At 63.6% G+C, this 22,904-nt stretch carries 34 protein-coding genes; 27 read left to right on the plus strand and 7 right to left on the minus strand.

Translation table 11 applies throughout. From position 1 onward, the window contains the following. Nucleotides 1-26: 26 nt before the first annotated feature. The 24 genes from rplB to AABF56_RS05990 all read left to right on the plus strand — a co-directional run bounded on the left by rplB (nt 27) and on the right by AABF56_RS05990 (nt 14,237). A complete protein-coding gene (gene rplB / locus AABF56_RS05875) occupies nt 27-863 on the plus strand; it encodes a 50S ribosomal protein L2 (RefSeq protein ID WP_244765689.1) in 837 nt (278 codons plus the stop codon). A gap of 15 nt (nt 864-878) precedes the next feature. Continuing rightward, nucleotides 879-1,157 carry a 30S ribosomal protein S19 gene (gene rpsS / locus AABF56_RS05880; RefSeq protein WP_023517272.1) on the plus strand — a complete coding sequence of 93 codons (279 nt, stop codon included), beginning with the start codon at nt 879-881 and terminating at the stop codon, nt 1,155-1,157. A gap of 2 nt (nt 1,158-1,159) precedes the next feature. Continuing rightward, complete coding sequence (gene rplV, locus AABF56_RS05885) at nt 1,160-1,549, plus strand: 50S ribosomal protein L22 (RefSeq protein ID WP_272805245.1); 390 nt, start codon at nt 1,160-1,162, stop codon at nt 1,547-1,549. After that, nucleotides 1,549-2,277 carry a 30S ribosomal protein S3 gene (gene rpsC / locus AABF56_RS05890; protein WP_244765688.1) on the plus strand — a complete coding sequence of 243 codons (729 nt, stop codon included), beginning with the start codon at nt 1,549-1,551 and terminating at the stop codon, nt 2,275-2,277. The genes rplV and rpsC overlap by 1 nt, the downstream gene beginning before the upstream one ends. Before the next feature lie 38 nt (nt 2,278-2,315). Further along, the gene (gene rplP, locus AABF56_RS05895; protein ID WP_024270440.1) at nt 2,316-2,729 is read left to right on the plus strand and encodes a 50S ribosomal protein L16; all 414 of its coding nucleotides are present in this window, start codon (nt 2,316-2,318) and stop codon (nt 2,727-2,729) included. Nucleotides 2,730-2,741: 12 nt separating this feature from the next. Further along, nucleotides 2,742-2,942, plus strand: coding sequence for a 50S ribosomal protein L29 (rpmC, locus tag AABF56_RS05900; RefSeq protein WP_024270441.1), 201 nt, complete (start codon nt 2,742-2,744; stop codon nt 2,940-2,942). Between the two features lie 12 nt (nt 2,943-2,954). Further along, a complete protein-coding gene (gene rpsQ, locus AABF56_RS05905; RefSeq protein ID WP_024270442.1) occupies nt 2,955-3,191 on the plus strand; it encodes a 30S ribosomal protein S17 in 237 nt (78 codons plus the stop codon). A gap of 238 nt (nt 3,192-3,429) precedes the next feature. Next, nucleotides 3,430-3,798 carry a 50S ribosomal protein L14 gene (gene rplN / locus AABF56_RS05910; protein WP_018328276.1) on the plus strand — a complete coding sequence of 123 codons (369 nt, stop codon included), beginning with the start codon at nt 3,430-3,432 and terminating at the stop codon, nt 3,796-3,798. A 12-nt stretch (nt 3,799-3,810) separates the two neighbouring features. After that, on the plus strand, nt 3,811-4,122 hold the full coding sequence (gene rplX, locus AABF56_RS05915) for a 50S ribosomal protein L24 (protein ID WP_064329857.1): 312 nt from the start codon (nt 3,811-3,813) through the stop codon (nt 4,120-4,122). Beyond that, nucleotides 4,115-4,672: a 50S ribosomal protein L5 gene (gene rplE, locus AABF56_RS05920; RefSeq protein ID WP_272805246.1), complete on the plus strand. Its 558-nt coding sequence runs from the start codon at nt 4,115-4,117 to the stop codon at nt 4,670-4,672. Before rplX ends, rplE begins: the two co-directional genes overlap by 8 nt. Nucleotides 4,673-4,708: 36 nt before the next feature. Then, entirely contained in the window at nt 4,709-5,014 is a 306-nt protein-coding gene (gene rpsN / locus AABF56_RS05925; RefSeq protein ID WP_244765686.1) for a 30S ribosomal protein S14, read from the plus strand. Between the two features lie 12 nt (nt 5,015-5,026). Then, nucleotides 5,027-5,425, plus strand: coding sequence for a 30S ribosomal protein S8 (gene rpsH, locus AABF56_RS05930; RefSeq protein ID WP_023517482.1), 399 nt, complete (start codon nt 5,027-5,029; stop codon nt 5,423-5,425). A gap of 42 nt (nt 5,426-5,467) precedes the next feature. Then, nucleotides 5,468-6,001 (plus strand): 50S ribosomal protein L6, encoded by a 534-nt coding sequence (rplF, locus tag AABF56_RS05935; protein ID WP_244765685.1) that lies wholly within the window; start codon nt 5,468-5,470, stop codon nt 5,999-6,001. A 12-nt stretch (nt 6,002-6,013) separates the two neighbouring features. Then, a complete protein-coding gene (rplR, locus tag AABF56_RS05940; protein WP_064329862.1) occupies nt 6,014-6,376 on the plus strand; it encodes a 50S ribosomal protein L18 in 363 nt (120 codons plus the stop codon). Between the two features lie 127 nt (nt 6,377-6,503). Next, nucleotides 6,504-7,070, plus strand: coding sequence for a 30S ribosomal protein S5 (rpsE, locus tag AABF56_RS05945; protein ID WP_023515494.1), 567 nt, complete (start codon nt 6,504-6,506; stop codon nt 7,068-7,070). Nucleotides 7,071-7,083: 13 nt separating this feature from the next. Then, the gene (rpmD, locus tag AABF56_RS05950) at nt 7,084-7,287 is read left to right on the plus strand and encodes a 50S ribosomal protein L30 (RefSeq protein WP_064329863.1); all 204 of its coding nucleotides are present in this window, start codon (nt 7,084-7,086) and stop codon (nt 7,285-7,287) included. A gap of 11 nt (nt 7,288-7,298) precedes the next feature. Further along, nucleotides 7,299-7,778: a 50S ribosomal protein L15 gene (rplO, locus tag AABF56_RS05955; RefSeq protein ID WP_244765684.1), complete on the plus strand. Its 480-nt coding sequence runs from the start codon at nt 7,299-7,301 to the stop codon at nt 7,776-7,778. A 315-nt stretch (nt 7,779-8,093) separates the two neighbouring features. Continuing rightward, entirely contained in the window at nt 8,094-9,434 is a 1,341-nt protein-coding gene (gene secY, locus AABF56_RS05960; RefSeq protein ID WP_272805247.1) for a preprotein translocase subunit SecY, read from the plus strand. Beyond that, nucleotides 9,431-10,015 carry an adenylate kinase gene (locus tag AABF56_RS05965; protein WP_244765682.1) on the plus strand — a complete coding sequence of 195 codons (585 nt, stop codon included), beginning with the start codon at nt 9,431-9,433 and terminating at the stop codon, nt 10,013-10,015. The genes secY and AABF56_RS05965 overlap by 4 nt, the downstream gene beginning before the upstream one ends. Before the next feature lie 279 nt (nt 10,016-10,294). Next, complete coding sequence (rpsM, locus tag AABF56_RS05970) at nt 10,295-10,663, plus strand: 30S ribosomal protein S13 (protein WP_064329867.1); 369 nt, start codon at nt 10,295-10,297, stop codon at nt 10,661-10,663. 241 nt (nt 10,664-10,904) lie between these two features. Next, a complete protein-coding gene (gene rpsK, locus AABF56_RS05975) occupies nt 10,905-11,294 on the plus strand; it encodes a 30S ribosomal protein S11 (RefSeq protein WP_023513823.1) in 390 nt (129 codons plus the stop codon). Nucleotides 11,295-11,397: 103 nt separating this feature from the next. Continuing rightward, on the plus strand, nt 11,398-12,408 hold the full coding sequence (locus AABF56_RS05980; RefSeq protein WP_064329868.1) for a DNA-directed RNA polymerase subunit alpha: 1,011 nt from the start codon (nt 11,398-11,400) through the stop codon (nt 12,406-12,408). A 45-nt stretch (nt 12,409-12,453) separates the two neighbouring features. Further along, the gene (rplQ, locus tag AABF56_RS05985) at nt 12,454-12,879 is read left to right on the plus strand and encodes a 50S ribosomal protein L17 (protein ID WP_244765681.1); all 426 of its coding nucleotides are present in this window, start codon (nt 12,454-12,456) and stop codon (nt 12,877-12,879) included. A 161-nt stretch (nt 12,880-13,040) separates the two neighbouring features. Beyond that, nucleotides 13,041-14,237, plus strand: coding sequence for a GGDEF domain-containing protein (locus AABF56_RS05990; protein ID WP_272805248.1), 1,197 nt, complete (start codon nt 13,041-13,043; stop codon nt 14,235-14,237). A 92-nt stretch (nt 14,238-14,329) separates the two neighbouring features. Here the strand turns inward: AABF56_RS05990 and msrQ are convergent, their stop codons facing one another. Next, entirely contained in the window at nt 14,330-14,986 is a 657-nt protein-coding gene (gene msrQ, locus AABF56_RS05995) for a protein-methionine-sulfoxide reductase heme-binding subunit MsrQ (protein ID WP_272805249.1), read from the minus strand. Then, entirely contained in the window at nt 14,986-15,927 is a 942-nt protein-coding gene (gene msrP, locus AABF56_RS06000) for a protein-methionine-sulfoxide reductase catalytic subunit MsrP (RefSeq protein WP_272805250.1), read from the minus strand. Before msrP ends, msrQ begins: the two co-directional genes overlap by 1 nt. Nucleotides 15,928-16,196: 269 nt before the next feature. On the opposite strand from msrP, the gene AABF56_RS06005 reads away from it, so the two are divergent. Next, a complete protein-coding gene (locus tag AABF56_RS06005) occupies nt 16,197-17,534 on the plus strand; it encodes a DegQ family serine endoprotease (protein WP_443021151.1) in 1,338 nt (445 codons plus the stop codon). Further along, nucleotides 17,531-18,838, plus strand: a complete 1,308-nt coding sequence (locus tag AABF56_RS06010; RefSeq protein ID WP_244765676.1) for a replication-associated recombination protein A — start codon at nt 17,531-17,533, stop codon at nt 18,836-18,838. The genes AABF56_RS06005 and AABF56_RS06010 overlap by 4 nt, the downstream gene beginning before the upstream one ends. A 15-nt stretch (nt 18,839-18,853) precedes the next feature. Here AABF56_RS06010 and AABF56_RS06015 read toward each other — a convergent pair whose 3' ends face one another. Continuing rightward, nucleotides 18,854-19,171 carry a DUF1883 domain-containing protein gene (locus tag AABF56_RS06015; protein ID WP_244765675.1) on the minus strand — a complete coding sequence of 106 codons (318 nt, stop codon included), beginning with the start codon at nt 19,169-19,171 and terminating at the stop codon, nt 18,854-18,856. 266 nt (nt 19,172-19,437) lie between these two features. On the opposite strand from AABF56_RS06015, the gene AABF56_RS06020 reads away from it, so the two are divergent. Continuing rightward, nucleotides 19,438-20,382 (plus strand): alpha/beta fold hydrolase, encoded by a 945-nt coding sequence (locus AABF56_RS06020; protein ID WP_272805252.1) that lies wholly within the window; start codon nt 19,438-19,440, stop codon nt 20,380-20,382. Between the two features lie 110 nt (nt 20,383-20,492). On the opposite strand, the gene AABF56_RS06025 is transcribed toward AABF56_RS06020, so the two are convergent. The 4 genes from AABF56_RS06025 to AABF56_RS06040 form a co-directional block, all read right to left on the minus strand. Next, nucleotides 20,493-20,669 carry a hypothetical protein gene (locus AABF56_RS06025; protein WP_272805253.1) on the minus strand — a complete coding sequence of 59 codons (177 nt, stop codon included), beginning with the start codon at nt 20,667-20,669 and terminating at the stop codon, nt 20,493-20,495. A 99-nt stretch (nt 20,670-20,768) separates the two neighbouring features. Then, nucleotides 20,769-21,407: an alpha/beta hydrolase family protein gene (locus tag AABF56_RS06030; RefSeq protein ID WP_272805254.1), complete on the minus strand. Its 639-nt coding sequence runs from the start codon at nt 21,405-21,407 to the stop codon at nt 20,769-20,771. A 50-nt stretch (nt 21,408-21,457) separates the two neighbouring features. Beyond that, nucleotides 21,458-21,628: a hypothetical protein gene (locus tag AABF56_RS06035; RefSeq protein WP_272805255.1), complete on the minus strand. Its 171-nt coding sequence runs from the start codon at nt 21,626-21,628 to the stop codon at nt 21,458-21,460. A 64-nt stretch (nt 21,629-21,692) separates the two neighbouring features. Beyond that, the gene (locus AABF56_RS06040; RefSeq protein WP_272805256.1) at nt 21,693-22,685 is read right to left on the minus strand and encodes an endonuclease/exonuclease/phosphatase family protein; all 993 of its coding nucleotides are present in this window, start codon (nt 22,683-22,685) and stop codon (nt 21,693-21,695) included. Between the last annotated feature and the right edge of the window lie 219 nt (nt 22,686-22,904).

Here is a 22,904-nt window from a genome sequence, read left to right on the forward strand (position 1 = left end):
GCAGTCGGATAAAAGGAAACAGAAAAATGGCATTGAAAAGCTACAACCCGACCACTCCGAGCCAGCGCCAGCTGGTCATCGTCGATCGGTCGGGCCTTTACAAGGGCAAGCCCGTAAAGGCTCTGACCGAAGGTCTCTCCAAGAGCGGTGGCCGTAACAACCTCGGTCGCATCACGGCCCGCTTCATCGGCGGCGGTCACAAGCGCACCTACCGTCTCGTCGACTTCAAGCGTCGCAAGTTCGACGTCGAGGGCACGGTCGAGCGTCTGGAATACGACCCGAACCGCACGGCGTTCATCGCTCTGGTGAGCTATGCCGACGGCGAGCAGGCCTATATCCTGGCCCCGCAGCGCCTGGCGGCCGGCGACAAGGTCATCGCCTCCAACAAGGCGGTCGACGTCAAGCCCGGCAACACGATGCCGCTGCAGTACATCCCGGTCGGCTCGATCGTTCACAACGTCGAGATGAAGCCGGGCAAGGGCGGCCAGATCGCCCGCTCCGCCGGCACCTTCGTCCAGCTCGTCGGTCGCGATCAGGGCATGGCGATCCTTCGCCTGAACTCGGGCGAGCAGCGCCTGGTTCACTCGTCCTGCCTTGCAACGGTCGGCGCCGTATCCAATCCGGATCACGGCAACATCAACGACGGCAAGGCCGGTCGCACGCGCTGGCGCGGCAAGACCCCGCATAACCGCGGTGTCGTCATGAACCCGGTCGACCACCCGCACGGTGGTGGTGAAGGCCGCACCTCGGGCGGCCGCCATCCGGTATCCCCGTGGGGCAAGCCGACCAAGGGCAAGCGCACCCGCTCGAACAAGTCCACGGACAAGTTCATCATGCGCTCGCGCCACTTGAAGAAGAAGTAAGAGAGGTAGTCAGGAATGGCTCGTTCAGTATGGAAAGGCCCGTTTGTTGACGGCTATCTTCTCAAGAAGGCTGAGAAGGTTCGTGAAGGCGGTCGCAGCGAAGTTATCAAGATCTGGAGCCGTCGCTCCACGATCCTGCCGCAGTTCGTAGGTCTCACCTTCGGCGTCTACAACGGCAGCAAGCACATCCCGGTGGCCGTCAACGAAGACATGGTCGGCCACAAGTTTGGTGAATTCGCTCCCACCCGGACCTATTACGGTCACGGTGCGGACAAGAAGGCGAAGAGGAAGTAACGATGGGTAAGGCTAAAGCCGAACGTCGGCTGAAGGATACCGAGGCGCAGGCTATCGCGCGCACGATCCGCGTCAGCCCCCAGAAGCTCAACCTGCTTGCTGCGCTCATCCGCGGCAAGAAGGTCGACCGGGCTCTCGCCGAGCTTGAGTTCTCGCGCAAGCGTAGCGCCGAGACCGTCAAGAAGACGCTCGAGTCTGCGATCGCCAACGCAGAAAACAACCACGACCTCGACGTTGACTCGCTCATCGTCGCCGAGGCGTATGTCGGCAAGTCGATCGTCATGAAGCGCTTTGCCGCTCGTGGCCGCGGCCGCGCATCGCGGATCGAGAAGCCTTTCTCGCATCTGACGATCGTCGTCCGTGAAGTCGAAGCCAAAGGGGAGGCCGCATAATGGGCCAGAAGATTAATCCGATCGGTTTCCGCCTCGGCATCAACCGTACCTGGGACAGCCGTTGGTTCGCCGACAACGCCGAATACGGCCAGCTGCTCCACGAAGACCTGAAGATCCGCAAGTTCGTCATGGACGAGCTGAAGCAGGCCGGTATCGCCAAGGTCGTCATCGAGCGCCCGCACAAGAAGTGCCGCGTCACGATCCACTCGGCTCGCCCGGGTCTGATCATCGGCAAGAAGGGTGCGGACATCGAGAAGCTCCGCAAGAAGCTTTCCGAGATGACGAACTCCGAAACGCACCTCAACATCGTTGAAGTGCGCAAGCCGGAAGTCGACGCGACCCTCGTCGCCCAGTCGATCGCCCAGCAGCTCGAGCGCCGCGTGGCTTTCCGCCGTGCGATGAAGCGCGCTGTTCAGTCCGCGATGCGTCTTGGCGCCGAAGGCATCAAGATCACCTGCGCCGGCCGTCTCGGCGGCGCGGAAATCGCCCGTACGGAATGGTACCGCGAAGGTCGCGTTCCGCTTCACACGCTGCGTGCAGACATCGACTACGGTACGGCGGAAGCCGAAACCGCATTCGGCATCTGCGGCATCAAGGTCTGGATATTCAAGGGCGAAATCCTTGAGCACGATCCGATGGCCTCTGAGCGTCGTGCAAGCGAAAGCGACAGCCAGGGCCCCGCAAGCCGCGATCGCGATCGTGGCGACCGCCGTCGTGAAAACGCGTAACAGTCGCGTTTGGCAGCCAATATCGGAGAAGTAAAAAAATGTTGCAGCCAAAGCGTACCAAGTACCGCAAGCAGTTCAAGGGCCGCATCAAGGGTGTCGCCAAGGGCGGCTCCGAGCTCGCCTTCGGCGAGTTCGGCTTGAAGGCTCAGGAACCGAACCGCGTGAACGCACGCGAGATCGAAGCGGCCCGCCGTGCGATCACCCGTTACATGAAGCGTGCCGGCCGTGTGTGGATCCGCGTGTTCCCCGACGTCCCGGTCACCGCCAAGCCGACGGAAGTCCGCATGGGTAAGGGTAAGGGTTCGGTCGAATACTGGGCAGCCAAGGTCAAGCCCGGCCGTATGATGTTCGAGATCGACGGTGTTTCCGAGGAAATCGCGCGTGAAGCGCTTCGCCTCGGCTCGGCCAAGCTCTCGGTCAAGACGCGCTTCGTACAGCGCATTGCAGAGTAAGGAGCGAGCGCCATGAAAGCCGCAGACGTCAAGGCGCTGAGCGCCGACCAGCTCAACGAAGAGCTTGCCAAGCTGAAGAAGGAGCAGTTCAACCTGCGCTTCCAGAAGGCCACCGGCCAGCTCGAGAAGACCTCGCGCATCAACGAAGTCCGCAAGGACATCGCGCGCGTCAAGACCATTGCCCGCCAGAAGGCGGCAGAAGCCAAGGCCTAAGGACCAAATAATATGCCGAAACGCATTCTGCAGGGCACTGTTGTCAGCGACAAGAACGACAAGACCGTTGTCGTTCGCGTCGAACGCCGTTTTGCCCATCCGCTGCTTCAGAAGACCGTTCGCCGGTCCAAGAAGTACAAGGCGCATGACGAAACCAACCAGTACAAGGTCGGCGACGTCGTTTCCATCCAGGAATGCGCCCCGATCTCGAAGGACAAGCGCTGGACCGTCGTATCGGCCCACGCTTAATAACATCGGAATTTGCGCCGGGCCCTTGTGTTCGGCGCAGAAATCTGTATGAAGCAGCGCAAGGACGCTCGGAATCACGAGCGTCTTTTGCTTTGAGCGCACGGAAGGTCCCATCGGCTCGCCGATCTGAGGAAACCACCCTGGCAAGAGACCATCCCGCGCGAAAACATGAATTTCCATAAGCTGGACCAGGGGGCTTTTGCCCAACCAGTCCGGTAAAACAAGAAGGCGACCTGACATGATTCAGATGCAGACTAACCTCGACGTCGCGGATAATTCCGGCGCACGTCGTGTCATGTGCATCAAGGTGCTGGGCGGCTCCAAGCGCAAGTACGCTTCGGTCGGCGACATTATCGTCGTCTCGATCAAGGAAGCGATTCCGCGCGGCCGCGTGAAGAAGGGTGACGTGATGAAGGCGGTCGTCGTGCGCACCGCCAAGGACATCCGCCGTCCCGATGGCAGCGTGATCCGTTTCGACAACAACGCAGCCGTCCTGATCGACAACAAGAAAGAGCCGATCGGCACCCGTATCTTCGGACCGGTTCCGCGCGAACTCCGCGCCAAGAACCACATGAAGATCATCTCGCTGGCTCCGGAAGTACTGTAAGGAGCGATGGCCATGCAAAAGATTCGTAAGGGCGACAAGGTCGTCGTGCTCACCGGCAAGGACAAGGGTCGTACCGGTGAAGTTGTTCAGGTCATGCCGAAGGAAGACCGTGCGGTCGTCAAGGGTATCAACCTGGTGAAGCGTCACCAGCGCCAGACCCAGACCCAGGAAGCCGGCATCATCACCAAGGAAGCTTCGATCCACCTGTCGAACATCGCGATCGCCGACCCCAAGGACGGCAAGCCGACCCGCGTCGGTTTCAAGATCGAGGGCGACAAGAAGGTTCGTGTAGCAAAGCGTTCGGGAGTGTCGATCGATGGCTGACACCAAGTATGAGCCGCGCCTCAAGAAGGAATACGTCGAGCGTATCCGCAAGGCGCTTCAGGAGCAGTTCTCCTTCGCCAACGAGATGCAGATCCCGCGGCTTGAGAAGATCGTCATCAACATGGGCGTGGGCGAAGCTACGGGCGACTCGAAGAAGCCGACCGTTGCTGCCGCCGACCTCGCGGCGATCGCCGGCCAGAAGCCGGTCATCACGCGCGCCCGCAACTCCATCGCGGGCTTCAAGGTCCGTGAAGGCATGCCGATCGGCGCGAAGGTCACCCTTCGCGGCGCCCGCATGTATGAATTTCTGGATCGCCTCGTGAACATCGCGCTGCCCCGCGTACGCGACTTCCGTGGTCTGAACCCGAAGTCCTTCGATGGCCGTGGCAACTTCGCCATGGGTATCAAGGAGCACATTGTGTTCCCGGAGATCAACTACGACAAGGTTGATCAGATGTGGGGCATGGACATCATCGTTTGCACGACGGCAAAGACGGACGACGAAGCACGGGCTCTTCTGAAAGAGTTCAACTTCCCGTTCCGCGCCTGACCGTAACGACAAGCGTAAAGAAGGATAACAACTGTTATGGCTAAAACCAGCGCAGTCGAGAAGAACAACCGCCGCCGCAAGCTGGTCGCCGCTCAGGCGTCCAAGCGTGCCGCCCTCAAGGCGATCATCCAGAACCAGTCTCTTCCCATCGAAGAGCGCTTCAAGGCGACCCTGAAGCTTGCCGAAATGCCGCGCAATGGCTCCAAGACCCGCATCCGCAACCGGTGCGAAGTCACGGGCCGTCCGCGCGCATTCTATCGCAAACTCAAGATGTCGCGTATTGCGCTTCGCGAACTGGGCAATCTCGGCAAGGTGCCGGGCATCGTCAAGTCGAGCTGGTAAGGAGACGGGCACATGGCAATGACTGATCCCTTGGGCGATATGCTCACCCGTATCCGCAACGGCGCCGCACGCCGCAAGTCGAGCGTTTCGACGCCCGCTTCCAAGCTGCGCGCCCGCGTTCTGGATGTCCTTCAGTCCGAAGGCTACATCCGCGGATATTCGGAGGTCGAATTCGGCAACGGCAAGTCCGAGCTGAACATCGAACTCAAGTACTATGAAGGCGCGTCCGTGATCCGCAAGATCGACCGCGTCTCCAAGCCGGGCCGCCGGGTCTATGTCTCGGTAAAGTCCATTCCGCAGGTCGCGAACGGCCTCGGCATCACCATCCTTTCGACCCCGAAGGGCGTGATGGCCGATCACCAGGCACGCGAACAGAACGTTGGTGGCGAGATTCTTTGCTCGGTCTTCTAAGGCTGAGCAGGAATTTCCATAACGAACAGACAGGATAAAACAATGTCTCGTATCGGTAAGAAGCCCGTTCCGGTTCCCGCTGGTGTCACCGCGACCGTCGATGGTCAGAAGGTCACCGCGAAGGGCCCGAAGGGCGAACTGTTCTTCGTCGCGAACGACGAAGTTTCGGTGAAGCTCGAAGACAACTCCGTTGTCGTTCAGCCGGTCAACGATAGCAAGGATGCTCGTTCCAAGTGGGGCATGTCCCGCACGATGGTCGAGAACATCTTCAAGGGCGTCAAGGACGGCTACGAGCGCAAGCTCGAAATCAACGGCGTCGGTTACCGCGCCTCGCTCCAGGGCAAGAACCTGCAGCTGGCCCTCGGCTTCAGCCATGACGTCGTCTACCAGACGCCGGAAGGCATCTCGATCGCTGTTCCGAAGCCGACGGAAATCGTCGTCTCCGGCATCAACAAGCAGCAGGTCGGCCAGGTCGCCGCGGAAATCCGCGAATACCGTGGCCCCGAGCCCTACAAGGGCAAGGGCGTCAAGTATGCCGAAGAGCGGATCGTCCGCAAAGAAGGCAAGAAGAAGTAAGGATCACGCGAAATGGCTAGCAGGAAAGAAGCTCTCCAGCGCCGCGCCAACCGCGTGCGCCGTTCCATCAAGGCGGTCGCCAATGGCCGTCCGCGCCTGTCGGTTCATCGCTCGTCGAAGAACATCTACGTACAGGTCATCGACGACGTGGCCGGCAAGACGCTTGCGTCCGCCTCCACGCTCGACACCGATCTGCGCTCGTCCTTGAAGACGGGCGCCGACACGGCAGCAGCCGCTGCCGTCGGCAAGCTCATCGCCGAGCGTGCCGTCAAGGCAGGCGTCAAGGAAGTCGTTTTCGACCGTGGCGCCTTCATCTATCACGGCCGCATCAAGGCTCTCGCCGAAGCTGCCCGTGAAGGTGGTCTGAACTTCTGATCATTCGGCCGGGCGCGAAAAGCGCCCCGCCGATCCTCAGCAGGGTATCGGTCGCTTCCATTGCTGAAATGGAGGCGACTTTCGTCAATCTGCCGATTGCACCCGGAAAAGAAAAAGGAAAAGGACAATGGCACAGGAAAAGCGCGGTCGCGATGACCGCCAGAACCGCGAAGAGCGCGACAGCGAGTTTGTTGACAAGCTCGTCGCGATCAACCGCGTCGCGAAGGTCGTCAAGGGCGGCCGTCGTTTCGGTTTCGCAGCGCTCGTCGTCGTCGGCGATCAGAAGGGCCGCGTCGGCTTCGGCCACGGCAAGGCACGTGAAGTTCCGGAAGCGATCCGGAAGGCCACCGAAGCCGCCAAGCGCGACCTGATCTTCGTTCCGCTGCGCTCCGGCCGCACGCTGCACCACGACGTGCACGGCCGCCACGGCGCCGGCAAGGTGCTTCTGCGTTCGGCCAAGGCCGGTACCGGTATCATCGCGGGTGGCCCGATGCGCGCCGTCTTCGAAACGCTCGGCGTCCATGACGTCGTCGCCAAGTCGACCGGCTCCTCGAACCCGTACAACATGATCCGTGCGACGTTCGACGCTCTCAAGAGCCAGATGCACCCGAAGGACATCGCGGCACAGCGCGGCATGAAGTACGCCACGCTGCAGGCCCGTCGTGCGTCCGCCGGCGTCGCTTCCGAAGAATAAGGAGCTGTGAGCCATGGCTAAGAAAGAAACCGCAAAGAAGACGGTGACTGTCGAGCAGATCGGCAGCCCCATCCGCCGTCCGGCCATCCAGCGCGCAACGCTGGTCGGCCTGGGCCTCAACAAGATGCATCGGGTTCGCACGCTGGAAGACACCCCGTCTGTCCGCGGCATGATCCGTGCCGTCCAGCACCTCGTTCGCGTCGTCGAAGAGAAGTGAGGGGATAGATCATGAAACTCAACGAAATCAAGGACAACGAAGGCTCCTCGAAGAACCGCAAGCGCGTCGGTCGCGGTATCGGTTCCGGCAAGGGCAAGACCGGTGGTCGCGGTGTCAAGGGTCAGAAGGCCCGTTCTGGCGTTGCCATCAACGGCTTCGAAGGCGGTCAGATGCCCATCTACCGTCGCCTGCCGAAGCGCGGCTTCAACAACATCTTCGCATCCGACTTCGTCATCGTGTCCCTGGACCGTGTCCAGAAGGCGATCGATGCCGGCAAGCTCGATGCCAAGGCGACCGTTGACGCAGCCGCCCTCAAGGCCGCCGGCGTCATCCGCCGCGAGAAGGACGGTGTCCGCATCCTCGCTGACGGCGAACTGAAGGCCAAGGTGACCTTCGAAGTCGCCGGTGCCTCCAAGCCGGCGATCGAGAAGATCGAAAAGGCCGGCGGCTCGGTCAAGCTGCTCTCGGCCGCTGCGGAAGCCGCCGAATAATTCGACGAAATTATCGCCCGGTGTGCTTCACACCGGGCGATTTTGCTCCCATATGTGAGCCTCACAACGACGGCCGGGATTCTTCTCCCCGCTGTTGTCCGGAATTAAAAGCCAGGGTGAGGCCGGGATTGCTTGACAATCCGCGTTTCAACCGGTTTAGGCTCCATCCGCCCGCTTTGCTGCACCGGCAGAGGGGCAAGACGAATTTCAGCATGGTCCGTCGGTCCGAGGAGGGGCGAGGGGGCGTGCCAACGGATCAGCCAATCCGGACCTGGCCGGGCTCCCCGCCGCCGGATCGGCTTCGCGGAGAAATGCATGGCTTCGGCAGCGGAACAACTTGCCTCTAATCTCAACTTCTCGACTTTCGCCAAGGCGGAAGATCTGAAGAAGCGTCTCTGGTTCACGCTGGGCGCGCTGCTCGTCTATCGTCTCGGCACCTATATCCCGTTGCCGGGCCTCAACCCCGAAGCCTTCGCGCAGGCCTTCCGCGGCCAGTCGGGCGGCATTCTCGGCCTCTTCAACATGTTCTCCGGCGGCGCCGTCGAGCGCATGGCGATCTTCGCGCTCGGCATCATGCCGTATATTTCCGCGTCGATCATCGTGCAGCTGATGACCTCGGTCGTTCCCTCGCTGGAACAGCTGAAGAAGGAAGGCGAGCAGGGCCGAAAGATCATCAACCAGTACACGCGCTACGGCACGGTGCTGCTTGGCACGCTGCAGGCCTACGGCATCGCGGTGGGCCTTGAGAGCGGGGCAGGGCTGGTCAACGATCCGGGCTGGTTCTTCCGCATTTCCACCGTCATCTCGCTGCTCGGCGGCACCATGTTCCTGATGTGGCTGGGTGAGCAGATCACCTCGCGCGGCATCGGCAACGGCATCTCGCTGATCATCTTCGCCGGCATCGTCGCGGCCCTGCCGAGCGCGCTCGCCGGCACGCTGGAACTCAGCCGCACGGGCGCTCTGTCGATCGGCGTGGTCATCGCCGTCGTGGTCATGGCCGTCGGCGTCATCGCGCTCATCGTCTTCGTCGAACGTGCCCAGCGCCGGCTTCTGATCCAGTATCCGAAGCGACAGGTCGGCAACCGCATGTTCCAGGGCGACACCTCGCACCTGCCGCTGAAGCTCAACACCGCGGGCGTCATCCCGGCGATCTTCGCCTCCTCGCTGCTGCTGCTGCCGGCGACGCTGGCGGGCTTCTCGAACACGGCCGAGCTGCCGGCCTGGGCAACGGCCGTCATCGCCGCCCTCGGCCACGGCCAGCCGCTCTACATGCTGTTCTATGCCGGCATGATCGCCTTCTTCGCCTTCTTCTACACGGCCATCGTCTTCAATCCGAAGGACACGGCCGACAATCTGAAGAAGCACGGCGGCTTCATCCCGGGCATCCGCCCGGGCGAGCGCACCGCCGAATATATCGACTACGTGCTGACCCGTGTCACGGTCATCGGCGCGCTCTATCTCGTCTTCGTCTGTATCCTTCCCGAAATTCTCATCGCGCAGACCGGGGTGCCGTTCTACCTTGGTGGTACGTCGCTTTTGATTGTTGTCAGCGTGACCTTGGATACTGTAGCACAGATACAGGGCCACCTGATTGCTCAGCAATATGAGGGGCTGATCAAGAAGTCGAAGCTGCGTGGCGGAAAGAGGGGACGATGAGACTGATTTTTCTGGGGCCGCCGGGGGCTGGCAAGGGGACGCAAGCCAAGCTCCTGACGGAGAGGCACGGCATTCCGCAGCTCTCCACGGGTGACATGCTGCGCGCGGCCGTCGCCGCCGGCACGGATGTGGGCAAGCGTGCGAAGGCCGTCATGGATGCCGGCCAGCTCGTCTCCGACGCGATCGTCAACGAGATCGTGTCCGACCGAATCGATTCGCCCGACTGTGCCAGGGGCTTCATCCTCGACGGTTACCCGCGCACGGTTCCGCAGGCCGAAGCCCTCGACCAGATCCTCGCCGGCAAGGGCCTCTCGCTCGATGCCGTCATAGAGTTGAAGGTCGACGAGGATGCGCTGGTCAAGCGCATGGAGACCCGCGTGGCCGAGACGATCGCCGCCGGCGGCACCGTCCGCTCGGACGACAACCCGGAAGCCTTCAAGCGCCGCCTCACGGAATACCGCGAGAAAACGGCGCCGCTGTCGAAGTACTACGCCTCGACCGGCAGGCTCCAGACGGTCGATGGCATGGCCAATGTCGACAAGGTGACCGCGGAGATCGCCGGAATCCTGGAGAACGCCTGAGATCGGGCGAAAAAGGATCCGGCCGGGAGTTGACTTTTTCGGCCGATTCCCCTTATGACAGCGCCAACTCGCGACATACCATTGCGATCGGCGCGGATTTCAGAAGAACGAAGTCCGGGTGCGGTCGTTTTCGACATGTCCCGAACCTCACCGCATGATCCCCTGGAGCGGAACGAACCAGGGCAAGGTCATGCGGCATCATAGATGAGCAGCGGCTTTTGCCGTATCGAATGAAGAAGACCACTTGCCGGATGGCAACTGGAAGCAAGGAGAACAGGCGTGGCACGTATCGCTGGCGTCAACATCCCGACTGCAAAACGCGTCGTCATCGCGCTGCGTTACATTCACGGGATCGGCCCGAAGTTTGCACAGGAAATCATCGAGAAGGTCGGCATCCCGGCTGATCGTCGCGTGCATCAGCTCACGGACGCAGAGATCCTGCAGATCCGTGAAGCCATCGACCGCGACTACCAGGTCGAAGGCGACCTGCGTCGCGAGACCTCGATGAACATCAAGCGTCTCATGGACCTCGGCTGCTACCGCGGCCTGCGTCACCGTCGCGGCCTTCCGGTCCGCGGCCAGCGCACGCATACCAATGCCCGCACCCGCAAGGGTCCGGCCAAGGCCATCGCAGGCAAGAAGAAGTAATTTCCCGGAAACGGGGAACAGGAGGCTGGCGCGCCGCGCCGGCCTCTTTTGAGTTTCGAGCGGGGTGTTGCGCCAGGCAAATGCCCCGGTCGGTGGAGCTGCTGGCATTACGGCAGTGACGATATCGCCGCAGATGCGGCCTTCGGGCGCATCTGCAAATACTGTTCAGGGCAGGGTGTCACCCCGGCCCGGTGGAGCCGCTGGAACTACGGCGGTGTCGAGATCAACGAAAGGACTATCCATGGCCAAGGAAGCCGCACGCGTCCGCCGTCGCGAACGCAAGAACATCACCTCGGGTGTTGCTCACGTCAATTCTTCGTTCAACAACACGATGATCACCATCACCGACGCACAGGGCAACGCGATTGCCTGGTCGTCGGCCGGTGCGAAGGGCTTCAAGGGTTCGCGCAAGTCGACCCCGTTCGCCGCCCAGATCGCTGCCGAAGACTGCGCCAAGAAGGCTCAGGAACACGGCATGAAGTCGCTGGAAGTCGAAGTCTGCGGTCCGGGTTCCGGCCGTGAATCGGCTCTGCGCGCCCTCCAGGCTGCCGGCTTCATGATCACGTCGATCCGCGACGTGACCCCGATCCCGCACAACGGTTGCCGCCCGCGCAAGAAGCGCCGCGTCTGATCATCGCATTCGAACTCTCGCGGAAGCCGGTTTCCGGCTTTCGCGGAACTTCAGGGCTCGGCCGTCACGATTGGATGGTGGCGGCGAACGGAAGGCAAAACATATGATCCAGAAAAACTGGCAGGAACTGATCAAGCCGAACAAGGTCGAGTTCACCTCCTCCGGCCGCACCAAGGCAAGCCTTGTTGCCGAGCCGCTGGAGCGTGGCTTCGGCCTGACCCTCGGCAACGCGCTGCGTCGCGTTCTCCTGTCGTCGCTGCGCGGTGCGGCTGTCACCGCCGTGCAGATCGACGGCGTGCTGCACGAGTTCTCGTCCATCCCGGGTGTCCGGGAAGACGTGACCGACATCGTGCTCAACATCAAGGAAATCGCCATCAAGATGGATGGCGATGATTCCAAGCGCATGGTCGTGCGCAAGCAGGGCCCGGGCGTCGTGACGGCTGGCGACATCCAGACGGTCGGCGACATCGAGATCCTGAACCCCAACCATGTCATCTGCACCCTCGACGAGGGCGCGGAGATCCGCATGGAGTTCACGGTCAACAACGGCAAGGGCTATGTCCCGGCCGACCGCAACCGCTCCGAAGACGCGCCGATCGGCCTCATCCCGGTCGACAGCCTGTATTCGCCGGTCAAGAAAGTGTCCTACAAGGTGGAAAACACCCGTGAAGGCCAGGTTCTCGACTACGACAAGCTGACGATGACCATCGAGACCGACGGTTCCGTCACGGGCGAAGATGCGATCGCGTTCGCGGCCCGCATCCTCCAGGACCAGCTCTCGGTCTTCGTCAACTTCGACGAGCCGCAGAAGGAAGCCGAAGAGGAATCGGTCACGGAACTGGCTTTCAACCCGGCGCTCCTCAAGAAGGTCGACGAACTGGAACTTTCGGTCCGTTCGGCGAACTGCCTGAAGAACGACAACATCGTCTATATCGGCGATCTCATTCAGAAGACCGAAGCCGAAATGCTTCGCACTCCGAATTTTGGTCGCAAGTCGCTGAACGAAATCAAGGAAGTTCTCGCTTCCATGGGCCTGCACCTCGGCATGGAAGTGCCGGCATGGCCGCCCGAGAACATCGAAGATCTCGCCAAGCGCTACGAAGACCAGTATTAACCCATCAAACGGCAGGCGACTGCCTGCATGTGAAGGAGAACCGAGATGCGCCACCAGAATTCGGGTCGCAAACTCAACCGTACCGCCAGCCACCGCAAGGCGATGTTCGCCAACATGGCTGCCTCGCTCATTCAGCATGAGCAGATCGTAACCACGCTGCCGAAGGCGAAGGAAATTCGCCCGATCGTCGAAAAGCTCGTCACCCTCGGCAAGCGCGGCGACCTGCACGCTCGCCGCCAGGCGATCTCGCAGATCCGCGACGTTGCCGTTGTCGGCAAGCTGTTCGACGCGATCGCGACGCGCTATGCCAGCCGTAATGGTGGCTACCTGCGCATCATGAAGGCTGGCTACCGTCATGGCGACAACGCCCCGCTCGCCGTCATCGAGTTCGTCGACCGCGACGTCGACGCCAAGGGCGCAGCCGACAAGGCCCGCGTTGCCGCCGAGGCGGACGCTGCCGAAGCCGCCTGATCGAACGAGCGTCCCGACCGGACGTCTTGAAGCCGGACGCGAAAGCGTCCGGCTTTTTCTTTGCGGAAATGGCGCCCGCAAGGATTTGGAAACCATGTCGCTAGGGATTGTCTTTAGCCCCGGGGCTTAAAGTCCCGGCCGAGTTTAATCGAGTTTGGGCGATGGCCGAGAATTTCGCATTCCTGCTGCCGGTGGTTCTCACCCTGTTCGGCGTGGCGTTTCTCATCGTCGCGCGCTTCGGCAACCGTGCCGCCCTGTTCTGGGGCAGCGGTTATCTCTGTGCGGCCCTCGGTTTCCTCGCGCCGCTTCTGCAGGCCGTTGCGCCGGTGCCTCTTGTCGCGATGACGGCGGATGCCGCGTTCCTCAGCGCCTTCCTCCTCTACAGCCAGGGCCTTTCCACCCATTTCGACGCGTCGCGGCATCTCGCCCTTCGTCTCGGCATCGCCGCCGTCGCCTATGGCATCATCGCCTACGCGGTCTTCGTCGCGCAAAGCCTGCGCTTCGAGCTCTTCGTCAGCGATATCGCCTGCAGCCTGCTGCTGCTGGTTGCCCTGCTGTCCTCCTGGCGCCGGTCGGGCACCTGGGTCGATCGCGCGCTGCTCGGGGCCGTCGTCTTCGTGATGCTGGAGACGACCCTGCGCACGATCGTTTTCTTCGTCATGGCGGGCAGCCTCGCCATGGACGCCTTCATCGGCTCGTCCTACGCCTTCGTCATGCAGATCACGGCGACGATCGGCGCTTTGCTCCTGGCCCTGACGGCGCTTGCCTCCGTGGCGCTGCGGATCGTCGAAGGGCACCGCAAGGCAGCGGCGGAGGATCCGCTGACGGGCCTTCTCAACCGTCGCGGTTTCGAGCAGCGCCTCGGCGAGCATGCGGGGAAAACCGAAGCGGCCATCATCGTCGCCGATATCGACTGGTTCAAGGCGATCAACGACCGCTTCGGGCACGCCGCCGGAGACGAGGCCATTCGCGAGGTGGCCACCCTCCTGCGCACGCTCGCCTGGCCCGGCGTCGCGGTCGCGCGCTTCGGTGGGGAGGAGTTCATCGCCTATCTGCCGAACTGCCGCCTGCAGGACGCCCATATGCTCGCGAACACCTTGCGTCTCGCCCTGTCGGAACGCGACCTCGGCCGCATCGGCATCGATCGCCCGATCACCGCAAGTTTCGGGGTGGCGGTCACGGCCGCCGGAGATCACACCATCCATGACGCGATCAGCCGCGCGGACCGGCTGCTCTACCTTGCCAAGAGCAATGGCCGGAACCGCGTCGTCAGCAACGCGGCCGATGTCCCGCTGTCGGCAGGGGCGAAGCTCTTCGTGGTGAAGGACGAGACGAGCGGTCCCGGCCGCGCCTCCTAGAGCATTTCCAGCAAAAGTGCGAAGCGGTTTTGCGTCCGGAAATGCGGTAAAAGCAGGAATCCAGAGCATTTCCTGCAAGAGTGCGAAACGCCTCAGGCCGAGCGTTCCTGTCCGCGAAACGCGGAGGCCCGCGGCTTTCCTCTTCCGCTGCCCCGGATCAGCGGCCGCGCCAGCCGATAGAGGAGAAGCAGCGCCACAAGCCCGATATAGGTCCACGGCTCCAGCCCCACGACCTTCACCGACATGGCAAAATGCAGCGCGCCGGCGGCGGCGATGACGTAGACCAGCCGATGCAGCTTCACCCAGCGCATGCCGAGCCTGCGGATCGACCAGGCATTGGAGGTCAGCGCCAGCGGGATGAGCAGCACGAAGGCGGCCATGCCGATGGTGATGAAGGGCCGCTTGGCGATATCGACCAGGATCGCCGAAAAATTCAGGTACTGATCGAGTAGCATGTAGGTGAGGAAATGCATCAGCACGTACCAGAACGCCAGCAGCCCGAGCGCGCGGCGATAGCGCACCCAGTTGATGGCGAAGAGGTCGCGGATCGGCGTGACGGCGAGCGTGGCGATGAGGAACCGCAGCGCCCAGAGGCCGAGCAGGTGCTCGAATTCCTTGACCGGGTTGCCGGGCAGGCGGCCCGTGGCGCCGAGCCAGAAGCCCCAGGCCGCCGGCACGAGGCCAAGGGCATAGAGCAGCCAGATCGAGGCCGCGTGGTATTTGCGCGGAAGGGTCGGCAGGCGCGCCATCAGTAGTTCGCCCTGAGGTCCATGCCGCTGTAGAGGCCGGCGACCTCCTCGGCATAGCCGTTGAAGGGCAGGGTCGGCCGGCGATTGGCGCCGAAGAAGCCGCCTTCGCCGATACGGTTCTCGCTCGCCTGGCTCCAGCGCGGATGGTCGACCTCCGGGTTCACATTGGCGTAGAAACCGTACTCGTTCGGCGCGGCGAGATTCCAGGTGGAGGGCGGCTGCTTGTCGGTGAGCGTGATCTTCACGATCGACTTGATGCCCTTGAAGCCGTATTTCCACGGCACGACGAGGCGGATCGGCGCGCCGTTCTGGTTCGGCAGCGTCTTGCCGTAGACGCCGACGGAGAGGATCGTCAGCGGATGGCGCGCCTCGTCGAGCCTGAGGCCCTCGACATAGGGCCAGGGCAGGGACTGGAAATAGCCGGACTGGCCGGGCATCTCCTCCGGTCTGACGACGGTTTCGAAGGCGACATATCGTGCGTCGCCCAGCGGCTCCACCTTGTCGAGCAGCGCGGAAAGCGGAAAGCCGATCCAGGGGATGACCATCGACCAGGCCTCCACGCAGCGCATGCGGTAGACCCGCTCTTCCAGCGGCAGGGCCATCAGCTCTTCCAGCCCGAACTCCTTCGGCTTGCCGACAAGCCCATCGACCTTCACCGTCCAGGGCGTCGGCTTGAATTTTTCCGAATTGGCGATCGGGTCGCCCTTGCCCATGCCGAACTCGTAGAAATTGTTGTAGCTGGTCACGTCCTTTTCGGGCGTCAGCGCCTCGTCCACCGCGTAGGGCGATTTCGATGCCTTCAGGGCTTCGGCGAAAGCGGGCATGCCCGACGCCAGAAGCGCTCCACCGGCCGCGGCCGCCAGAAACGAGCGGCGCGCGAGGAAACAGTGTTCCGGCGTGATCTGCGAAGCGGGAATGCGGGGCGGGCGGTAGAGAGACATGGCGGGGCTCGATCTTTTCGGTTGTTTCCCTGGTACCTACGTAAACGCGGCGGATGTTGTTTCAACGGCGGCGAAAGATTTGTGGCGACCACATTTTCGTGCGCGCCGCGTGAGATCGCCGCAATCGGCGCCTCCTCCACAATTTGCCTTTTTTCCCGCGAGATCCTATCTGATCGTGACGCAGAAACGAAGGAGACTCGTCCATGCCGAACGTCCGCATCCTGCTTGCCGCCCCGCTTGCCGTTGCTCTCGCCTTTGCGGCGCCCGCAATGGCCGAGGAGCGCACCGTGCCGCAATCGCGCACGGAAATGCAGCTCTCCTTCGCGCCGCTGGTCAAGCAGGTCGAGAACGCCGTGGTCAATGTCTATGCCGAGCGCGTCGTCGAGCGCCGCTCGATCTTCGACGGCGACCCCTTCTTCGAGGAGTTCTTCGGCCAGCGCATGCCGAACCGCAGCGAAAAGCAGTCCTCGCTCGGCTCGGGCGTCATCGTCGGCGCCAAGGGCATCGTGGTGACGAACAACCATGTCATCGAGGGCGCGAGCGACATCAAGGTCGCGCTGGCGGATGGCCGCGAATATGAAAGCACCGTGGTGCTGAAGGACGAGCGCGTCGACCTTGCCGTGCTGAAGATCAAGGCGGATGCGGATTTCACGGCCCTGCCGCTTGGCGACAGCGACGCGGTCGAGGTCGGCGACCTCGTGCTCGCCATCGGCAATCCGTTCGGCGTCGGCCAGACGGTGACGAGCGGCATCGTCTCGGCGCTTGCCCGCAACCAGGTCCGTTCCGGGGATTTCGGCTTCTTCATCCAGACGGACGCCTCGATCAATCCCGGCAATTCCGGCGGCGGCCTCATCAACATGAACGGCGAGCTGATCGGCATCAACACCGCGATCTTCTCGCGCGGCGGCGGCTCGAACGGCGTCGGCTTCGCCATCCCGGCCAACCTGGTGAAGACCTTCGTCGCCAGCGCCGAAAACGGCAGCGCCACCTTCGACCGCCCGTTCATCGGCGCCACCTTCGATGCGGTGACCTCGGAGGTCGCCGAAGCGCTCGACCTGGATCGCGCCCGCGGCGCGCTCATCTCGCAGGTGCAGGCCGGCAGTCCGGCGGAAAAGGCCGGCATGAAGCCCGGGCAGGTGGTCACCGCCGTCAACGGCGTTCCCGTCGAGCATCCCGACGCCCTCGGCTATCGCCTCACCACCGTGGGCATCGGCGGCACGGCGCGCATCACCGTCATTGCCAATGGCAAGGAAGAGGACCTGACGCTCTCGCTCGACCGCGCGCCCGAGACCACGCCGCGCGACGAGCGGCTGATCGAAGGCCGCAATCCCTTCTCCGGCGCGGTCGTCGCCAACCTCTCGCCGCGCGTGGCGGAGGAACTGCGCATGCCGACCAACCGCACCACGGCCGGCGTCGTCGTCACCGAGGTCAATCGCGGCTCGCCGGCGGCGCGCATCGGCCTCCAGCCGCGCGATATCATCATCGCGCTCAACGGCACCGAGGTCGCCTCGACCGAAAGCCTCGCCTCGCTCGTCAACGAGGACCCGTCCATCTGGCGCGTCGAGATCGAGCGTGACGGCCAGCGCATCCGCCAGTTCTTCCGATGAGCGACCTCTTCGCCCCGCGTGAACCGGAGGAGATGGCGGCAAAGCGGCCCCTGGCCGATCGCCTGCGCCCCCGCACGCTGGGCGAAGTGTCCGGCCAGGAGCACCTGACGGGTCCCGACGGCGTGCTCTCGCGCATGATCGAGGCCGGCTCGCTCGGCTCGATGATCTTCTGGGGTCCGCCCGGCACGGGCAAGACGACGGTGGCGCGCCTCCTGTCCGGCGAAACGGGGCTCGCCTTCGAACAGATCTCGGCGATCTTCTCCGGCGTCGCCGATCTCAAGAAGGTATTCGAGGCCGCGCGCCAGCGCCGCATGGGCGGCCGGCAGACGCTGCTCTTCGTCGATGAGATCCATCGTTTCAACCGCGCCCAGCAGGACAGTTTCCTGCCGGTCATGGAGGACGGCACGATCGTGCTCGTCGGCGCGACGACGGAGAACCCGTCCTTCGAGCTCAATGCCGCGCTTCTCTCCCGCGCCCGCGTGCTCACCTTCAAGCCGCATGACGAACAGAGCCTCGAGGAGCTTTTGAAGCGTGCCGAGGCGATCGAGGAAAAACCGCTGCCGCTCGACGAAGAAGCGCGCGCCTCGCTGCTGCGCATGGCCGATGGGGACGGGCGGGCGGTGCTGACGCTTGCCGAGGAAGTCTGGCGCGCCGCCCGCGCCGGCGAGACCTTCGGTCAGGACGATCTCTTCCGCATCGTGCAGCGCCGGGCCCCCGTCTACGACAAGTCGCAGGACGGCCACTACAATCTCATCTCCGCGCTGCACAAGTCCGTGCGCGGGTCCGATCCCGATGCGGCGCTCTACTATCTCACCCGCATGCTGGATGCCGGCGAGGACCCGCTGTTCCTCTGCCGGCGCATGGTGCGCATGGCGGTGGAGGACATCGGCCTTGCCGATCCGCAGGCGCTCGTCGTCTGCAATGCCGCCAAGGATGCCTACGATTTCCTCGGCTCTCCGGAGGGGGAACTGGCGCTGGCGCAGGCCTGCGTCTATCTCGCCACCGCACCGAAATCGAACGCCGTCTACACCGCCTACAAATCCGCGATGCGCGCGGCGAAGGAAAACGGCTCGCTGCTGCCGCCGAAGCACATCCTCAATGCGCCGACGAAGCTGATGAAGGGCGAGGGCTACGGCGACGGCTACCGCTACGACCACGACATGCCGGACGCCTTTTCCGGACAGGATTATTTCCCGGAGAAGATGGGGCGGAAAACCTTCTACGATCCGCCCGAACGCGGCTTCGAGCGGGAGCTGAAGAAGCGGCTGGAATGGTGGGCGAAGCTGCGCCGGGAGCGGGGCTGAGACCCGCCGCGCCCGTCAGGAGGCGGCGCTGAAGCGCTGCACGGGCTTCTGCGGGGCGGCCGGCACGATCCTGATCGACGACTCGGCCTTGCCGGGATGCCCCTCCATGTCGACCACCACATGCCAGTGGCCGTTTTCCGGGATTTTCAGCCGGATCGGCGACTGCTTGGCGACGCCGCCGAGGAACTTGTGCTGGCGGGCATTCTTGAAGAGATCGAAATTGCCGTGGCTCATCAGCCGCACATTGGCGATGGCCGAGAGCGTGATCTCGATGACCGTACCGGCGCGCTGCATGTCGAGGTCATAGTGCGTGTAGGAGAAGCTGTGTGCCATCGTCTTCCCGGATATATCTGGTTCGGCGCTAATATTCGCATGGCCGGGTTAATGTTCCCTTCCGCGCCGACCGGACGGGCCGATCGGAAATAGAGCAGGCTTTTCAAACCGTTGCCGCCGCTAGCGGAATCAATCCGGCAGGAACCTGAATCCAGCTGGCAGGCGTCTGCCGAAAATTTCGCGAGCCCTGTCGGGGCGGCGCGCTCCGCCGCGTCCTTGGTGCATGAAGCCGGCGGGCCGCCGGCCGGAACCCGAGGAGACGGACCATGCCGAAGCTGACCATCATCACCCTCCTGACCGCCGCCCTTGCCGCCTTCGCCCCCCTTTCGGCGCAGGCGGAGGATGTGGCCGAGAACCCGTTGCAGGGCGAGGCCGGCAAGCCGGACAAGGCGGGGCACCTGACGGTGAACGGCATCGACTACTATTACGAGATCCGCGGCAAGGGCGAGCCGCTGCTCCTGCTGCATGGCGGCCTCGGCCAGATCGAGATGTTCGGCGCCAACCTCAAGACGCTGCAGGACAACCGCCAGGTGATCGGCGTCGACTTGCAGGGCCATGGCCGCACGCCGCTCGGCACGCGGCCGATCGACATAACCGCCATCGGCGCCGACATGGCCGAGCTCGTGGAGGAACTGGGCTACGACCAAGTCGACGTGCTCGGCTATTCCTTCGGCGGCGGCGTGGCGCTGCACATGGCCGCCGGCGCGCCGGACAAGGTGCGCCGCCTCGTCATCGCCTCGGCGCCCTTCGCCAGGAACGGCTTCTTCCCGGAAATGCTGCCGCAGCAGGAGGCGGTCTCCGGAGCCATGGCGGAGATGATGAAGGAGACGCCGATGTACAGGTCCTATGGCGCCGTCGCGCCGGACGTTTCCGAATTCCCGAAGCTGCTCGACGCGATGGGCGCGGCCATGCGCGTCGATTACGACGCCTCCGATGCGGTGGCAAAGCTCTCCATGCCCGTCATGCTGATCTTTGGCGACAGCGACATGATCCGCCCGGAACATATCGTCGAATTCTACCAGAAGCTCGGCGGCGGGCTGAGGGATGCCGGCTGGATGCGGGAGAACATGGCGAAGAACCGTCTCGCCATCCTGCCGGGCCTCACCCACTACGAGACCTTTGCAGCCCCCGCACTCGTCAGCACGGCCCTGCCGTTCCTCGATGGCGAATCCGGTGCGCAAAGCTGGGCCGGGCAGGTGAGCGGCGAATAGTCGAAAAGGAGAAGCCCGGATGCATGGGAGGGCATCCGGGCTTCGTCGCGTCCGTGAGGCCGTCTGCCAGCGGCGGCCATGCTTCGATCGACCCCTGATCGGGGCGCCGGCTAGTGGCAGACGCGGACGCGTTTGATGATCAGGTTGCCGTAGTAGTCGTAGCTCTTGATCTTCTTGATGAAGCAGGCGGGCTGGTAGCCGTAGCTGTAATAGCCGGCCTGCGACGGCGCGGCGAAGGAGGCGGCGGCGGTGAAAGCGATGGCGGCGGCAAGGATGAGATTGCGCATGTCGAAGTCCCCTCTGGTTCGGTCGGGATGGTTCGTTCCATCCAGTGACCGAACCTTCGCATGGGACGGTTTCAGGCGCTGTTCCGCATGGAACAGGGGTCAGCCGAGGCCTGCCGCCCAGGCCTTCACGGTGTGGGCCATGGTGGCGAGGTGGTCGGCGGCGGTAAAGCCGGAAACGCTCTTGCGCGGCTTGAGGTCATGGTCGCCGTCTTCCAGCCACAGGAAGCGGATGCGCTCCGGCAGTCCGTAGCCGGGCACCTCGTTCTTCGTGCCGAAGGGATCGCGCGTACCCTGGCAGATGAGGCTTGGCGTTGCGAGCGCCATGAGGTGGGCCGTGCGCAGCTGCGCCGGCTTTTCCGGCGGGTGGAACGGATAGCCGAGGCAAAGCAGGCCGGCGATGCGGCCTTCTGCAAGAAGCCCGTCGGCCACCATGCTGGCGACACGGCCGCCCATCGACTTGCCGCCGATGACGAGCGGCCCCGTGGCGGCGAGATCCGCGACGGCCGCGCGAAATTCGGGATTCAGCGTCTCGGCCCTGGGCGGCGGGCGGCGGCTGCCTTCGGTGCGCCGGGCGGCCATGTAGGAGAATTCGAAGCGCGCGACGCGCAGGCCCTCCGCCGCCAGGGCATCCGCTGCCGCGTTCATGGCTGGCGAATCCATCGGCGCGCCGCTGCCATGGGCAAGAAGCAGGGTGACGGCGGCATCGTCCGGGCCGGTGAAAAGGAAGGCGGTGCTCATCGCCGGTCAGACCGTTCGCGGCAAGGGCCGGGCATGCGCCGTATCGCCGCTCACTTGGCGTGATCCTTCACCTCGCCGGGGGCGATCGGGTCGCTCGCCGGAAAGGTCTCTTCCAGCGCCTCCTCCAGATAGTCGTCCTGCTCGGCTTTGGCCGACTTTCGCTTCTGCCGGGCGCGTTCCTCCTCGAGCGACGCTTTGGGGCTGTCCTTTTCCGTCGGCATGATCGTCTCCCTCGAAATGGCTTCGCCCCCTAAGATAGGGTGTTTTTCCTCAGGGGCGAGGGGGTCAGGTTTCCGGCAGCGCCAGTTCGGCGATGACGGGCAGATGGTTCGAGCCGAAATTCGGACCGACGCGGCGTGCCCGCACGGAAATATCCGGCGAGACGACGATATGGTCGATCGAGGCGCCGATATAGGCGACCGTGTCGAGTTTCTGGCTGAACCGCGTGACCGGCTGCAGCCAGCCGCCCGCGGTGGAGGCAAGGCCCGCCTGCTTGAGGAAGGCACGGAAGAAGGGCGACCAGGTCGGCGTGTTCCAGTCGCCCGCGACGATGACCGGCGCCGTCTCGAGGTCGCCGCGCACCGCGTCGGCGGCCGCCGAGAGATAGGCGTTGCGATCGTGCCACTGCCAGAGCCGGCGCGGCGTTTCGGGGTGGAAGGCGTAGAGGAAGAGCGGCTTGCCGCGCATGTCCAGTTCCAGGCGGAGCGGCTGCTTGTAGGCGCGCTCCTCGGTGAAGGCGCGCTTCAATTCGGTCTGCGAGCGGATCGGCAGGACGGAGAAGACCTTGATGGCATCGCGCTCGCGTACGTCCGAATTGCTTTCATAGGCATAGAGGCCGGCGGCGGAAAGCGCCTCCTCCCAGCGCTTCGTCGTCTCCTGCAGGATGACGATATCGGGTTTTTCCCGGCGCAGCATCGCGATGAAGACGGCAGGATCCTGCGCATTCCGGACGAAGAGATTGGCGGTCAGCACCTTCAGGCCGCCTGCGGCGGCGGAGGCGCGGGCGGTCGGCACATCGGCCGCCGGGATCAGGGCGACCGCAAGGCCGGCCCCCGCAATCACGATCGCCTTCAGGCGCCGCGTCACCAGGGCGGCCACGACGAGCAGGGCGCCGGTGGCGATGATGTAGGGCCAGGCGAAGGTGAGAAGATCGACGAGCCAGAACCGGTCGGCGGCAAGCACGACGATGCTGACGGCGAAGAGATAGGCAATGACGCCCGGCAGGACGAGGACGCGGTAGGCAAGGGCGATCGGCCCCTTGAACGGCGCTATCGGCATCGACTGTTCCTTCTGCATCACGGGACGGGCAGGTCGATTCCCGCAACGGGAGGCTTGCATGTAACCCGCCCTTTCCCGCATCGCAATGACATCGTGCCTGGCCCGCGGTTCGCGGGAAGGATTGGCCGTCTTGAAATGATTTTCCGCCTTTTGCGCCTTCCGGCCTCAAGTTTGGCATGGCTTTCCAGGGAGCCGCTTGCTCGAAAACAATCGCGATCA

Origin of the sequence: Shinella sp. WSC3-e (genome assembly GCF_945994535.1) — a bacterium.
Lineage (GTDB): Bacteria > Pseudomonadota > Alphaproteobacteria > Rhizobiales > Rhizobiaceae > Shinella > Shinella yambaruensis.

Excerpts from the sequence above, each read along its gene's own strand:
- rplB (WP_244765689.1), top strand. The coding sequence starts at position 27 with ATGGCATTGAAAAGCTACAACCCGACCACTCCGAGCCAGCGCCAGCTG.
- msrQ (WP_272805249.1), bottom strand. The coding sequence starts at position 14,986 with ATGGCGCGCCTGCCGACCCTTCCGCGCAAATACCACGCGGCCTCGATC.
- rplE (WP_272805246.1), top strand. The coding sequence starts at position 4,115 with ATGGCTGACACCAAGTATGAGCCGCGCCTCAAGAAGGAATACGTCGAG.
- AABF56_RS06030 (WP_272805254.1), bottom strand. The coding sequence starts at position 21,407 with ATGAGCACCGCCTTCCTTTTCACCGGCCCGGACGATGCCGCCGTCACC.
- AABF56_RS06035 (WP_272805255.1), bottom strand. The coding sequence starts at position 21,628 with ATGCCGACGGAAAAGGACAGCCCCAAAGCGTCGCTCGAGGAGGAACGC.
- rpsE (WP_023515494.1), top strand. The coding sequence starts at position 6,504 with ATGGCACAGGAAAAGCGCGGTCGCGATGACCGCCAGAACCGCGAAGAG.
- AABF56_RS06040 (WP_272805256.1), bottom strand. The coding sequence starts at position 22,685 with ATGCCGATAGCGCCGTTCAAGGGGCCGATCGCCCTTGCCTACCGCGTC.
- AABF56_RS06005 (WP_443021151.1), top strand. The coding sequence starts at position 16,197 with ATGGCCGAGGAGCGCACCGTGCCGCAATCGCGCACGGAAATGCAGCTC.
- msrP (WP_272805250.1), bottom strand. The coding sequence starts at position 15,927 with ATGTCTCTCTACCGCCCGCCCCGCATTCCCGCTTCGCAGATCACGCCG.
- AABF56_RS06015 (WP_244765675.1), bottom strand. The coding sequence starts at position 19,171 with ATGGCACACAGCTTCTCCTACACGCACTATGACCTCGACATGCAGCGC.
- rplQ (WP_244765681.1), top strand. The coding sequence starts at position 12,454 with ATGCGCCACCAGAATTCGGGTCGCAAACTCAACCGTACCGCCAGCCAC.
- rplR (WP_064329862.1), top strand. The coding sequence starts at position 6,014 with ATGGCTAGCAGGAAAGAAGCTCTCCAGCGCCGCGCCAACCGCGTGCGC.
- AABF56_RS06010 (WP_244765676.1), top strand. The coding sequence starts at position 17,531 with ATGAGCGACCTCTTCGCCCCGCGTGAACCGGAGGAGATGGCGGCAAAG.
- rplN (WP_018328276.1), top strand. The coding sequence starts at position 3,430 with ATGATTCAGATGCAGACTAACCTCGACGTCGCGGATAATTCCGGCGCA.
- AABF56_RS06020 (WP_272805252.1), top strand. The coding sequence starts at position 19,438 with ATGCCGAAGCTGACCATCATCACCCTCCTGACCGCCGCCCTTGCCGCC.
- rpmC (WP_024270441.1), top strand. The coding sequence starts at position 2,742 with ATGAAAGCCGCAGACGTCAAGGCGCTGAGCGCCGACCAGCTCAACGAA.
- AABF56_RS06025 (WP_272805253.1), bottom strand. The coding sequence starts at position 20,669 with ATGCGCAATCTCATCCTTGCCGCCGCCATCGCTTTCACCGCCGCCGCC.
- rplX (WP_064329857.1), top strand. The coding sequence starts at position 3,811 with ATGCAAAAGATTCGTAAGGGCGACAAGGTCGTCGTGCTCACCGGCAAG.
- rpsC (WP_244765688.1), top strand. The coding sequence starts at position 1,549 with ATGGGCCAGAAGATTAATCCGATCGGTTTCCGCCTCGGCATCAACCGT.
- rpsS (WP_023517272.1), top strand. The coding sequence starts at position 879 with ATGGCTCGTTCAGTATGGAAAGGCCCGTTTGTTGACGGCTATCTTCTC.
- rpsH (WP_023517482.1), top strand. The coding sequence starts at position 5,027 with ATGGCAATGACTGATCCCTTGGGCGATATGCTCACCCGTATCCGCAAC.
- rplO (WP_244765684.1), top strand. The coding sequence starts at position 7,299 with ATGAAACTCAACGAAATCAAGGACAACGAAGGCTCCTCGAAGAACCGC.
- rplF (WP_244765685.1), top strand. The coding sequence starts at position 5,468 with ATGTCTCGTATCGGTAAGAAGCCCGTTCCGGTTCCCGCTGGTGTCACC.
- rpsN (WP_244765686.1), top strand. The coding sequence starts at position 4,709 with ATGGCTAAAACCAGCGCAGTCGAGAAGAACAACCGCCGCCGCAAGCTG.
- secY (WP_272805247.1), top strand. The coding sequence starts at position 8,094 with ATGGCTTCGGCAGCGGAACAACTTGCCTCTAATCTCAACTTCTCGACT.
- rplV (WP_272805245.1), top strand. The coding sequence starts at position 1,160 with ATGGGTAAGGCTAAAGCCGAACGTCGGCTGAAGGATACCGAGGCGCAG.
- AABF56_RS05965 (WP_244765682.1), top strand. The coding sequence starts at position 9,431 with ATGAGACTGATTTTTCTGGGGCCGCCGGGGGCTGGCAAGGGGACGCAA.
- rpsQ (WP_024270442.1), top strand. The coding sequence starts at position 2,955 with ATGCCGAAACGCATTCTGCAGGGCACTGTTGTCAGCGACAAGAACGAC.
- AABF56_RS05990 (WP_272805248.1), top strand. The coding sequence starts at position 13,041 with ATGGCCGAGAATTTCGCATTCCTGCTGCCGGTGGTTCTCACCCTGTTC.
- rpsK (WP_023513823.1), top strand. The coding sequence starts at position 10,905 with ATGGCCAAGGAAGCCGCACGCGTCCGCCGTCGCGAACGCAAGAACATC.
- AABF56_RS05980 (WP_064329868.1), top strand. The coding sequence starts at position 11,398 with ATGATCCAGAAAAACTGGCAGGAACTGATCAAGCCGAACAAGGTCGAG.
- rplP (WP_024270440.1), top strand. The coding sequence starts at position 2,316 with ATGTTGCAGCCAAAGCGTACCAAGTACCGCAAGCAGTTCAAGGGCCGC.
- rpmD (WP_064329863.1), top strand. The coding sequence starts at position 7,084 with ATGGCTAAGAAAGAAACCGCAAAGAAGACGGTGACTGTCGAGCAGATC.